8 protein-coding genes and 1 tRNA gene are annotated in these 12,437 nt (G+C 67.1%); 6 read left to right on the plus strand and 3 right to left on the minus strand.

The features are described from left to right. Nucleotides 1–78: 78 nt before the first annotated feature. Nucleotides 79–741, minus strand: a complete 663-nt coding sequence (locus tag EV139_RS01915) for a fasciclin domain-containing protein (protein WP_130452620.1) — start codon at nt 739–741, stop codon at nt 79–81. A 182-nt stretch (nt 742–923) separates the two neighbouring features. Between EV139_RS01915 and EV139_RS01920 the strand changes: the two genes are divergently transcribed. Genes EV139_RS01920 through EV139_RS01930 form a run of 3 tightly spaced genes read left to right on the plus strand, consistent with a single transcriptional unit; the run spans nt 924 to nt 4,117 of the window. After that, nucleotides 924–2,645 (plus strand): cytochrome c biogenesis protein DipZ, encoded by a 1,722-nt coding sequence (locus EV139_RS01920; RefSeq protein WP_130452621.1) that lies wholly within the window; start codon nt 924–926, stop codon nt 2,643–2,645. A gap of 48 nt (nt 2,646–2,693) precedes the next feature. Next, on the plus strand, nt 2,694–3,293 hold the full coding sequence (locus tag EV139_RS01925) for a sigma-70 family RNA polymerase sigma factor (protein WP_237465631.1): 600 nt from the start codon (nt 2,694–2,696) through the stop codon (nt 3,291–3,293). Continuing rightward, complete coding sequence (locus EV139_RS01930; protein ID WP_130452622.1) at nt 3,290–4,117, plus strand: anti-sigma factor; 828 nt, start codon at nt 3,290–3,292, stop codon at nt 4,115–4,117. Before EV139_RS01925 ends, EV139_RS01930 begins: the two co-directional genes overlap by 4 nt. Nucleotides 4,118–4,316: 199 nt before the next feature. On the opposite strand, the gene EV139_RS01935 is transcribed toward EV139_RS01930, so the two are convergent. Next, entirely contained in the window at nt 4,317–6,497 is a 2,181-nt protein-coding gene (locus EV139_RS01935) for a S8 family serine peptidase (protein WP_157992970.1), read from the minus strand. A 391-nt stretch (nt 6,498–6,888) separates the two neighbouring features. On the opposite strand from EV139_RS01935, the gene EV139_RS01940 reads away from it, so the two are divergent. After that, a complete protein-coding gene (locus EV139_RS01940; protein ID WP_130452875.1) occupies nt 6,889–9,258 on the plus strand; it encodes an arylsulfatase in 2,370 nt (789 codons plus the stop codon). A 27-nt stretch (nt 9,259–9,285) separates the two neighbouring features. After that, complete coding sequence (locus tag EV139_RS01945; protein ID WP_337248814.1) at nt 9,286–10,248, plus strand: formylglycine-generating enzyme family protein; 963 nt, start codon at nt 9,286–9,288, stop codon at nt 10,246–10,248. Between the two features lie 310 nt (nt 10,249–10,558). Here the strand turns inward: EV139_RS01945 and EV139_RS01950 are convergent. Next, nucleotides 10,559–10,631: transfer RNA gene (locus EV139_RS01950), tRNA-Arg, on the minus strand. A 95-nt stretch (nt 10,632–10,726) separates the two neighbouring features. Between EV139_RS01950 and argS the strand changes: the two genes are divergently transcribed. Beyond that, on the plus strand, nt 10,727–12,397 hold the full coding sequence (gene argS / locus EV139_RS01955; protein WP_130452624.1) for an arginine--tRNA ligase: 1,671 nt from the start codon (nt 10,727–10,729) through the stop codon (nt 12,395–12,397). Nucleotides 12,398–12,437 lie beyond the last annotated feature (40 nt).

Genomic DNA, 12,437 nt, shown 5'->3' on the forward strand with positions numbered 1-12,437 from the left:
CGGGTGTGACGCACCACCGCGAGCGGCCGCCAGCGGGAGAACCCGATGGCGGCCGCGGCGCGGAACTGGCGATTCCGGCTACATGGTGGGCGGCATCAGCACGCTGTCGACCAGGTAGACCGTCGCGTTGGCGGTCTGTACGCCACCGCAGATCACCTTCGCGTCGTTGACCATGATCGAGTCGCCCGATCCCGTCACCGTGAGGTCCTGGCCCTCAACGGTCGTGTGGGTGCCATCGATGTCGGCCGGTTCGATCTGGCCGGGGACCACGTGGTAGGTGAGGATCTTGGTGAGCAGGTCACTATCGGTCTTCAGCGTGTCGATGGTCGCCGCGTCGATCTTGCCGAACGCGTCGTCAACCGGTGCGAAGACGGTGAACTCGCTGCCGTTGAGGGTATCGACCAGGTTGACGTCCGGGTTGAGCTCCCCGCTCACCGCAGACACGAGCGTGGTGAGGATCGGGTTGTTCGAGGCCGCGACTGCGACCGGATCCTGGGACATCCCCTGGATTGAACCGTCACCGTCGGGAACCTGCTCGGCGTAGGCGGCGCAGCCCGGGCCCACGAGGTTTGCCGCGGGATCGGTGGTGCCCATCGACTCGTCGGTGGTGCTCTCCTCGCTCTGCGCCGTCGGCGCCTCCGTCGTGTCCTCAGCGGATCCGCTCATTGAACACCCGGTCAGGGTCGCGCCGATCAGCATCAGGGCGAATGCGGTACCCACTGTCTTCTTCTTCGTGAACATGGTTCCTCCTTGAAAGGCTGCCCGCGATTTCCGCGGCTTGTGAGGGTGTTCGGAGCGGTCGCGGATCCGGATGGGAGATTCTTCAAAAAAGTTTGTCGTCCCCGATTGCTCGCCCATTCGGAGACGAATATCCATCCGGCTGGGCCTCGGCTCCGAATACTCCAGCAACAGAAGGAGTTCTCATGGACAGTGTGATCATCGGCCTGCTCGGCGGGCTCATCACCGGGATCTCGCCGTGCATTCTGCCGGTGTTGCCCGTCATCTTCCTCACCGCGGGGGCCAAGCCAGCGGTGCGCGGCAAATCGCCGGAGGTGATTCCCGCCAAGCGCAGCCGGCCCTACTGGATCATCGCCGGACTCGTGCTGAGCTTCTCCGTGGTCACGCTGCTCGGCTCGCTGCTGCTCGGCCTGCTCTCGATCCCGCAGGACGCGATCCGCTGGGCCGGTGTCGCCGTGCTGCTCGCGATCGGTATTGGCATGCTCTTCCCCGGGTTTGAACAGCTGCTCGAGAAGCCGTTCCAGCGGCTGCCGCGCAGGTCCGTGGGCGAGGGGGGCAACGGCTTCGGGATGGGGCTCGCGCTCGGCACGGTGTTCGTGCCGTGCGCCGGACCGGTGCTCGCCGCCATCATCGTCGCGGGGGCGACCGGCACGATCGGCCCCGAGACCGTTCTGCTCACCGTGTCGTTCGCGCTGGGGGTGGCGATCCCGCTGCTCGTCTTTGCGCTCGCCGGGCGCGGGGTGGCGCAGCGAATTCGCGGATTCCGCAAGCGCGAGCGCGTGATCCGCATCACGGGCGGCATCGCGCTGATCGCGCTCGCGGTCGGTCTCGCCTTCAACCTGCCGCAGGCGCTGCAGCGACTCCTGCCCGACTACACCGCGGGGCTGCAGCAGGGCCTCGCGCAGAGCGAGTCGGGGGAGCGCGCGCTCGGCCTCGGCGGGCTGGTCACCGACGAGAACCGGGACCTCGACAACTGCGCCAACAACGCGACGGAGCTCGCCTCGTGCGGCACTGCCCCCGCGCTGCGGGGCATCGACGCCTGGCTGAACACCCCGGACGGGGCGGCGATCGATCTGCAGCAGCTGCGCGGCCAGGTGGTGCTCATCGACTTCTGGGCCTACTCCTGCATCAACTGCCAGCGCTCGATTCCGCACGTGGTCGCGTGGGACGACACCTACGCGGACGCCGGCCTCCAGGTGATCGGCGTGCACTCTCCCGAGTACGCGTTCGAGAAGGAGCGCGCAAACGTCGAGGCCGGAGCGCGCGACTTCGGCATCACCTACCCGGTGGCGCTCGACAACCAGCTCGCCACCTGGACCAACTACCGCAACCGCTACTGGCCTGCGCACTACCTGATCGACGCGCAGGGGGTGGTGCGACACATCTCGTTCGGTGAGGGCGACTACGCGACCACGGAGCGAATGATCCGGGAGCTGCTGCGCGATGCAGACCCGGCCGTCACCCTGCCGGCCGAGACTGACACGGCGGATACGACGCCAGAGCTCGGGAGCACCACCCCCGAGACGTTCCTCGGCTCGTCGAAGGACCGCAACTTCGCGGGGCCCGGCGAGTACCGTGCTGGCGAGGGGTCATACCGCTTCCCCGAGCAGCAGGCGCCCGACACGTTCGCGCTCGAGGGGGCCTGGCAGATCGAGACGCAGTTTGCCACGCCGGCGGAGGGCGGCGACGCCGCAGTGCGCCTGGACTACCGGGCACGCGAGGTGCGCGCGGTGCTCGCCGGCAGCGGCACCGTACAGGTGAGCGGGGGCGGATCTGCCGCCCACTCGGTCGACGTCGGGGGCACCCCGCGGTCGTACCGGCTGGTCCAGACCGAGAACCCAGACACCGGAGCGCTCGAGCTCAGCGTGCCGGCCGGCGTGCAGGTGTACTCGTTCACCTTCGGGTGAACGCGGGACTCGCGCCGGAAACGAGCACGGATTGGAGGTGAATGGGGCATGCTTGAGGAGATGGTCATCGACGGCGTAGAGATTCCCGAGGACGGCGAACGCGCCGATCCCGCGGACGAGGCTCTGTCGCGCGCGGCGCACGGCGACCAGCGCGCGTTCGCGGAGCTCTACGACATGATGTCGGCTCGGGTGTTCGGGCTCGTGCTGCGCATCGTGGTCGACCGTCCGCAGAGCGAGGAAGTGCTGCAGGAGGTGTTCCTCGAAGCGTGGCAGACGGCGGCGCGGTTCGACGCCGATCGCGGCCGGGCGCGGAGCTGGCTCCTCACGATCGCGCACCGGCGAGCGGTCGACCGGGTGCGCGCCGCTCAGGCATCGAAGCAGCGCGACCTCACCGTGGGCGTGCGCGACCTCGCAGACGCGAAGCCCGGAGTCGACGACGAGGTGGAACTGCTCGTCGATGGCGGCCGGGCGGTGCAGCACCTACGGGAGCTGCCCGAGCCGCAGCGACGCGCGCTCGTGCTGGCCTACTTTGGTGGGTACAGCCAGCGGGAGATCGCGGTGCTGCTCGATGCGCCGCTCGGCACGATCAAGACCCGGATCCGGGATGGGCTGACCCGTTTGAAGAGAGCTTTGGAGGCGACGCGATGAACGAGCACGATTTCCGCGAGCTCTCCGCGGCGCGGGCGCTGCACGCGCTGTCGCCTGACGAGGAGCAGGAGTTCTCACGCGCCCTCGCGGCCCACCCCGAGTGGCAGTCGGTGGTTGACGAGGACCGGGCGACCGCCGCGGCGATGAGCGCTGTAGCGCCCGAGATCGCGCCGCCCGACGCCGCGCGCTCCGCGATCCTCGACCTCATCGCGCGGACGCCGCAGTTCGAAGCGCCGCCCGCGGCCGCGCCCGCAGCTCCGGCTCCGGCTCCGGGGCCGGTGCCGCCGGAGCCCGTGGCACCTCGCCCGGTGATCCCGGAGCTCGCCGACCTGGACCAGGACGATCCCGACGATTCCCCGCCCAGACACCGGAAACGAGCGGTGTGGTTCACGCTCGCCGCGTCGGTCGCCGTGATGCTGGTCGTCTCGCTGTCGTTCCCGTGGGGGACCCTGTTCCCGCCGCAAGATCCGGCCTCGCGCGCGCTCGAGCTGATCGCGGCAGCGCCCGACGCGAACACCGTCACTGCGCAGCTCCCGGGCGGTGCGACGGGAACGCTGCTCTGGTCGGCGGACACGCGGCAGGCGGTGCTCGTCACCGAGGGCATGGAAGCTGCGCCAGAGGGGCGCGACTATGAGCTGTGGATTGTGCGCGGGTCGCAGCCGGTGTCGCTCGGCGTGATGCGCGTCGGCGACGGCGGCGACACCGCGCTGCTCGCGCCGGGGTTTGTGCCGGGCGACGCGGTGGCCGTGACGGTCGAGGAGCAGGGCGGATCGCCCACGGGCCTCCCCACCACGGAACCCCTGTTCGTTCTCGCCTCCGCCTGAGCGGGCGGTGCGTCCCGGGCGGGGCGTCCCACCCCTCCCTCGAACTCGCGCAGGAGATTCGAACTCAGGCGGACGAATCCGCGCAAACCCTCCTGCGCGAGCTCGGATCTCCTGCGCGAGCTCGGCGCAGCATCACAGCGGCGCGCATCCGCGGGGCGCGCTGAACGCGGGCCCCGCGGATGCGCGCCGCGTTCCGTGGCTAGCGGGTGCTGTTGAGCCTGCGCCTCTGCGCGACAGCCACGGCAAGGGCCGCACTGCCGAACAGCGTGAGCGCCGCGCCTCCGGCGAGCCAAGGCCACGGGGTCTGCGCGCCCGTGTGCGCGAGCTGTTGCGTGCCGGCCGCGCTCGCCGGTTCCGGCTCAGCGGCGGGCGACGGGCTCGGCTCAGGCTTCGGTTCCGGCTTGGGCTCCGGCTTGGGTTCGGGCTCCGGCTTCGGTTCGGGCTCCGGCACCGCGGTCAACAGTGCCATCGCGTCTACCCGCCCAGCACCAAAGACCTCGGCGAACGTGACGCCTGTCATGGGGTTCACGAGGTTCGTGTCGGCAGTGGCAAGCACATAGTCCTCCAGTGCCCTGCCGCGAACCGCGGGGTTGTACGACTCTGCGAGCGCCGCGACGGCGGCGGCGTGTGGCGCCGCGGCGGAGGTCCCGTTGAAGCGGTACACGCCGGGCTCACCCTCCCCACCAAAGAAGGTGGTCTGAGTTCCATCCACGGCCGACACCGCGGGCGACGCGATCAGTTGCGGTGCGGGCAGTGGTGCTGCCGGTTCCGAGGTCGAGCTGGCGGGGCCGAACAGCTGCACCGTTGGCCCGAGCGAGCTGTACTCCTGCGGGGTGGTGGGGCTGTCCCACGGCAGGGCCGCCACTCCCGTTGATGACCCGTCGCCCCCGTGCCCCGAGACCGTCGCCCCCACGTGACTGAGGGTCCGATCTGCCGAGGTTGACGCGATGTATGCGGAGTTGTTCGCGAACTTGAGCCAGACGGCGGGGGCGGCCGCTGCCGATCCCTCCTCGCGCACGCGCACGAGCACCAGGCGCACCTGATCATCGGGGACGGCAGCAAAGGCTCCGACGATTCTCGGGTCCCCGGGGTCCCCGGGGGAGGACGCGCCCAGGAGCGCGTTGCTGCCAGCCGAATAGAATCGCAGCTCGAGCCTGCTCAGCGGACCGAACATCGCCTCGCCCGCGGACCCCCAGACGCTGATCGTTTCAACCTCAGAGAGCTCGTCGGTGAACGTGATCTCCGTGAACGGGGCGGCCTGGTCGGCTGGACCAAAGTCCATGCAGTCGAAGTCTTCGCCCTCCAGCGGATCGCCAGACCCGGCAGGGGCGACCCAGGCCGGGCACGTGACGCCCCGGAAAGCCTCGGTGCGCCAGCCGTTGACCGGGACGATCGCGCCATCGAGGCTCCGCGGCTCGTTCGAGTTGCTTGCCGAAGTGAAGTACGAGATGCCGTAGCTCTCGCGCATCTCGGCGATCGTCACTGCGAGAGGGCCCTGCTGGAAGTGCGGCTCGCTCGCGAACGACACGTCGTCGACGATGATGTCCGCTCCCGCTTCCGCCAGCGCCAGCACGCTCGTGGCCATCTCGTACATGTCGTCGCCAGAGTCCGCGAACAGGAGTTTCGCGCCGGGCGCGATGCCGTGCACGAGCTGCGTCATGGCGCGGCCCTCGTCGGTGCTCGACCAGGTGGTCTCGACCGGGCCCACCAGCTCAACGTCCTGAGTGCGGCCGCACGGATTCCCCGCGCCGGGCAGTGCTCCCGAGGCAACATCGTCGGCCCAGGAGGTTGGCGAGCTGAGCTGATCGAAGGTGTTTGAAATGATGCCGACGGTCACCCCAGTGCCGTCAACGCCGAAGGCGGCGCGGGCTTCGGCGGAGCGCAGCGGCCCGTCGGCCTCGATCGGGATGGGGCCGCAGGCCGTGCCGTCTGGCGTGCTCGCCGCTCCTCGTGGCCCGGCTCCGCCGCCACCGCTCGAGAGCGGCTCGAGCGCTGGTGACACGTTGGTGACTCCGGCGATGTCGCCAATCGCCCCAAAGTCGGACGGCGACGCGAGCACCGATGCAACGCCGAAGCGGGCATTGATCGTCTTGATCTCGGCCAGGGCGCCCAGCGCCGCTACTGCATCGTCGGCTGGCGGCCCGTCAAAACGCACGACCGCGGCGAGTCGCTGCTCCTCGTCGGAGATCAGGCTGCCGGGGCCCTCCTCCGGGAGGGACAGCTCTATCGCGAGGTCATCGGGGGCCGTCACCCCCGCTGAGGCCGCCTCCGCAATCACGTCACCGATCCCCGGTGCCCCATCGTCGTTCGCGGGTTCCTCTGCCCATGCGGACGGGGCGACGAGCCCCAGAAGCGCCGCGGCAACTATTCCCGTAGCCATGCACCTGCGCATCTTTGCGCCCATCGTTCCCCTCCCAGGACGCCCCCGATTGGGGCACTGGGAGCAAGGGTATGCGAAATGGCCCAAAAGTGCACACCGTTTATATTTGGGTGGCGGTGAGGCTCCCGTTGCGGCGGCGCAGCGTCGCCGCCCGGCACGCTCCGCGCGCGACCGCCGACGCTGGCCCGGCCCTCACCAGTTCCTGATGATCCTTCATCGAGTCGCTTGCTGGCCCCAGTGACCGCAGACAGAATGTTCCCCAGAGCGTCGCGATGGCGGCGTTGACGACATCAGTGCGGTCCACCAGGGGCAGCATGCGGAGAGTGTGTTGTTTTCGCAATTCCCTGGCGTGAGCATGATCGAAGCTAGCGAATACTTGAGGAGGGTTGCTATGCCAGGTCAGCATGTGGAACCAGAGACCCGAACGATTCTTCCGGTTCCGGACAGGCCGGCTATTGGGTTTACGGCGTATGACGCCAAGGATCCGGACTACAGTGCGCCGCCGATTACTCGGCTGCGGCCTCCCGTCGGCGCCCCGAACGTGATCATCGCATTGCTGGACGACGTTGGATTTGGTGCGTCATCAGCGTTCGGGGGTCCGGTGCAGATGCCGACCGCGGAGCGACTTGCTGGGGAAGGGTTGCGCTATTCGCGCTTCCACACTGCAGCGCTCTGTGCTCCCACCCGCGCAGCACTGCTTTCAGGGCGCAACCACCACTCGGTGGGTATGGGCAATATCACTGAGATGGCCACCGGGGCTCCCGGGTACAACGGCGTGAGGTCGAACGCTAAAGCTACACTCCCTGAAATCCTGCGCCTCAACGGCTACGCGACCGCGCAGTTCGGGAAATGCCATGAGGTGCCACCGTGGGAGACGAGTGCTGTCGGGCCGTTCGATCGTTGGCCGACTCACTCGGGCTTCGAGCACTTCTACGGTTTCGTTGCGGGCGAAACCCATCAGTACTACCCAGCGCTTTACCATGGCACGACTCCGGTTGAGCCTGCGAAGACGCCCGAGGAGGGGTACCACCTCACTGAGGACCTTGCAGATCATGCGATCAACTGGATCCGCCAATCCTCAGCGTTGCAGGCGGATCGTCCGTTCTTCATGTACTGGGCCCCTGGCGCAACCCACGCCCCCCATCATGCCCCGAAGGAGTGGGCCGATAAGTACCGCGGACAGTTTGATCAAGGCTGGGATGCGATGCGCGAACAGACGATCACGCGCCAACGCGAACTCGGAGTGATCTCTGCGGAGACGGAACTGACGGGGCGTCCTGTCGAGATCCCTTCTTGGGATGAGACGGACGAACAGCTCAAGCCACTGCTGCGCCGCCAAATGGAGGTTTATGCGGGATTCCTGGAGCACACCGATCATCACTTCGGCAGAGTGATTGATGCTGTCGATGAACTGGGGCTGCTGGAGAACACCCTGGTGCTCTACATCATCGGCGACAACGGGGCCTCAGCTGAGGGAACACTGCGCGGTTCGTTCAACGAGGGCATCAACTTCAACGGGATGGGTCATCTCGAAACAGATGAGTTCCTCATGGAGCACATTGACGATCTGGGAACGCCCGCCGCCTACAACCACTACGCGGTGGGGTGGGCGCACGCAATGTCTACCCCGTACCAGTGGACCAAGCAAGTTGCTTCCCACTTTGGCGGCACCCGGAACGGCACAATCGCGCATTGGCCTCAGGGCATCACCGATGCCGGCGAAATCCGCAACCAGTTCACTCACGTCATCGACGTGGCGGCGACGGTGCTCGACATCGCCAACCTTCCAGAACCCGTCCAGGTACACGGGGTGACGCAATCCCCAATGGAAGGACGAAGCTTCGCGGCTACGTTCGGCGATGCAGACGCGCAGGAGCACCGTCAGACGCAGTACTTCGAGATGTTTGGCAATCGCGGAATCTACCATCGAGGCTGGACTGCTGTCACGAAACACCGCACTCCGTGGGAGCTCGTGGGGGCACAAACCGTCGCATTCGACGACGATCTTTGGGAATTGTATGACACCGCCACTGACTGGAGTCAGGCGAACGATCTCTCACAGGACTATCCCGAGAAACTGCACGAACTGCAGCGACTGTGGTTGATCGAGGCGACCAAATTCAACGTGCTGCCGCTTGACGACCGGGGGACCGAGCGGATGGACGCCCTCGTAGCGGGGCGACCCCAACTCATCACAGGCAACACGCAGATCCTCTTCCCCGGAATGGGGCACCTGACTGAAAACACGATGGTGAACGTTAAGAACCGGTCGCACAGTGTCACCGCAGAGGTAGTTCTCCCTGATGTGCCTGCCTCCGGTGTGTTGCTGAGCCAGGGGGGCTATCTGGGGGGCTGGTCATTCTACGCGGATGGCGGCCATCTCAAATATGCATACAATTTTCTCGGATTGAGTATGTCTATCATCGCCTCGGAGACTCCGTTGCCTGCGGGAAAGCACCAGTTGCGTGCCGAGTTCGTCTACGACGGCGGCGGTATGGCCCGCGGTGGCGTGCTTACGCTGTACGTGGATGGAGCGCCGGTGGGATCCGGCCGGATCGAAGCGACCCAGCCGATTGTGTACTCGGCCGACGAGACCTCAGACGTTGGACGCAGCCTGGGCACCCCGGTGTCCACGGAGCCGGGGGCAGCTGCCTCATTTAACGGATCCATCGATTGGGTCCGTATCGATCTTGGCGACGACGATCACAGCCACCTCATTCCCGTTGAGGATGCCGTGCGTTCAGCCTTGGGTCGGCAGTGAGAACTACGAAGGAGCAGGAACTGATCCGTGGGTAAGTCAGGAGCAAGCCTGCAATGGGTTCCCATCCCTGGAGGTGAATTCCTGATGGGGTCTGAGGAGTATTATCCGGACGAAGCGCCTCAGCATCGCCGTAAAATCAAGGCCTTCAGTCTCTCTGCTACACCAGTTACAAACGAACAGTTTGCTGCGTTTGTCGCCGAAACAAGCTACGTCACGATTGCCGAGCGACCGCTGCCCTCGGGGGAGTACCAGGAATTCGATGCCGCGGCGCTCGCACCAGGGTCCCTCGTATTTACCCCCACTCGCGGGCCAGTGGACCTGCGCGACTGGCAACAATGGTGGAGGTGGGTGCCAGGCGCATGCTGGCACCGGCCGGCAGGCCCGGAGAGCACTCTTGATGGAATTGCTGACCATCCCGTTGTCCACATTGCGTATGCGGACGCCATGGCCTACGCCAGCTGGGTGGGTGCTCGACTTCCGTCTGAAGCTGAGTTCGAATTCGCGGCGTGTGGCGGCGCGACCCCAACGCCCTATGCGTGGGGATCAGTGCGGGATCCGGGCGGGATTCCGATGGCAAATACCTGGCGGGGATACTTCCCCTTCCAAAACGATGGGGCGCGTGGGTGGAAGGGGACCAGTCCCGTCGGTTCATTTCCACCCAATGCGTACGGGGTGTATGACTGCATCGGCAACGTGTGGGAGTGGTGCAGCGATCTCTATACCTCGTCTCACAGGAGTTCGCTGCAGCACCATGGACCGAATTCGCTGGCCGTGAGCCCCATCAGCTGTGGCTGTGGCTGCGGTCCCAGTGCCTCGCTGAACGATCAGCCGGCAGGGAATGCAGGAATGGTGCAGCGAGTACTCAAGGGAGGATCGCACTTATGCGCGCCCAAGTATTGTTTGCGCTATCGGCCTGCGGCCCGTTCGCCGCAGGCCGAAGACTCCGCGACCACGCATATCGGATTCCGGGTTGCGCGAGACGGTTCGTGAGAACGTCCCCATCGGCTCCCGGGAGTCAATGTGGTGCCACGTGAGTCGCTAGCCCCCCCCGAGTGCCCGCATCGGGGCTGGGATTACGTCGAGCAACTGCGGGACCTGTGACGCGAAGCTCGCGGCCTGGAACACACGTTTGTTGCGAACTTCGAACGTGATGACGCGGGGTCGCGCTGCTGGTGCTGAGGAGCACGGGTGTCTTGAGATGCAACCTCTCGACGTGAATTCGGCCAGAGGGTGCATACCCGCGCGCCTCGGGCAAAGAAAAAGGCCCCCACCGCCTGCGCGGTGGAAGCCTGTGTTGCAGTGCCCCCGGAGGGATTCGAACCCCCGACCTACGGTACCGGAAACCGGCGCTCTATCCCCTGAGCTACGGAGGCGAGCAATAGCAACTGCACCAGCGTAGCGCACTTCGGGGGAGCGTTTGTGCACCCGCGGCGGTTCGCGTGTCCGGGCGCGGCTAGAATGGATCTTTGTGACGCCACAAGAACTCTCTGCCGCCCTCGCCCGTATCGTGACCGACGTTGTGGGGGCCCGCGGCCTCGACCTCGTGGTCACCGACAGTGACACGCAGGTGGAGCGACCCAAGAACCGGGACCACGGGGACTGGGCCTCGAACGTGGCGATGAAGTTTGCGAAGCGCATCGGCGTGAACCCGCGCGAGCTGGCGCAGGAGATCGCGGCCGCGGCCGAGGGGATCGACGGCGTCGCGAAGGCCGAGGTCGCCGGCCCCGGCTTCATTAACCTCACCCTCGACGCCGCGAGCGCGGGGGAGACGGCGCGCCGCGTCGTGGAGCAGGGCGAGCAGTACGGTCGCAGCACCGTGCTCGCCGGGCACCGGATCAACATGGAGTTCGTCTCGGCGAACCCCACGGGCCCGCTGCACATGGGGCACACCCGCTGGGCAGCGCTCGGCGATTCGACGGCCCGCGTGCTGCGCGCGGCCGGCGCCGAGGTGACGAACGAGTACTACATCAACGACGCCGGCGCGCAGATGAACAAGTTTGGCCGCTCGGTGCTCGCCGCCGCGCTCGGCGAGGACGCGCCCGAGGATGCGTACCCGGGCGCGTACATTCAGACGCTTGGCGAGCGCGTGCGCGCGCAGCTGCCGAACCTGCCCGAGCTCGCGGCCGCCGATCGCGACGCGGCGCTTGAGCAGGTGCAGGAGCTCGCCTACCAGTTGCAGCTCGCGGAGATCAAGGACTCGCTCGAGCGCTTCAACGTGCACTTCGACGTGTACTACTCCGAGCGCACGCTGCACACCCCGGGCCCCGACGGCGCGCCGAGCCCGATCGAGGCGGCGATCGATCGCCTGCGCGAGCAGGGCCACGTGTTCGAGGAAGACGACGCGATCTGGGTGCGCACCACCGAGTTCGGCGACGACAAGGATCGCGTCTTCACCCGCGGCAACGGCATCTACACGTACTTCGCCGCCGACGCGGCCTACTACCTCGACAAGATGGACCGCGGCTTCACCGAGAAGATCTACCTCCTCGGCGCCGACCACCACGGCTACATCGGTCGCCTCACGGCGATCGCCGGTGCTGCGGGTGACGACATCGAGACGGGCATCTCGGTGCTGATCGGCCAGCTCGTCAACCTGGACGGGGCGCGCCTCTCGAAGCGCGCGGGCAACATCATCGAGCTCGACGACCTGCTCGAGTGGCTCGGCGCCGACGCGCTCCGCTACTGGCTCGCGCGCTACCCGGCCGATTCGCCGCTCGCGCTCGACGGCGAGAAGCTGCGCAGCCGCTCGAACGACAACCCGGTGTTCTACGTGCAGTACGCGCACGCCCGCAGCTGCGCGGTGGCGCGCAACGCGGCGGCGGCCGGGATCGACCGGAGCGCGTTCGCGCCCGAGCTGCTCACGCACGAGACTGAGACCGAGCTGCTCGGCAAGCTGCAGCAGTACCCCGGGATCGTTGCCGGCGCCGCGGAACTGCGCGAGCCGCACCGCATCGCCCGCTTCCTCGAGGAGTTCGCGGCCGCGTTCAACCGCTGGTACGACTCGTGCCGCGTGATCCCGCTCGGCGAGGAGCCGGTCACCGACCTGCACCGCACCCGGCTGTGGCTCAACGACGCCGCCGGCCAGGTGCTGCGCAACGGGCTCGACCTGCTCGGCGTGAGCGCCCCCGAGCGCATGTAGTCGCGGGCGTGCGCCGTGCCGGCCAGATAGGCTCGGCGCA

Origin of the sequence: Leucobacter luti, from assembly GCF_004217175.1 — a bacterium.
Classification (GTDB): domain Bacteria; phylum Actinomycetota; class Actinomycetes; order Actinomycetales; family Microbacteriaceae; genus Leucobacter; species Leucobacter luti.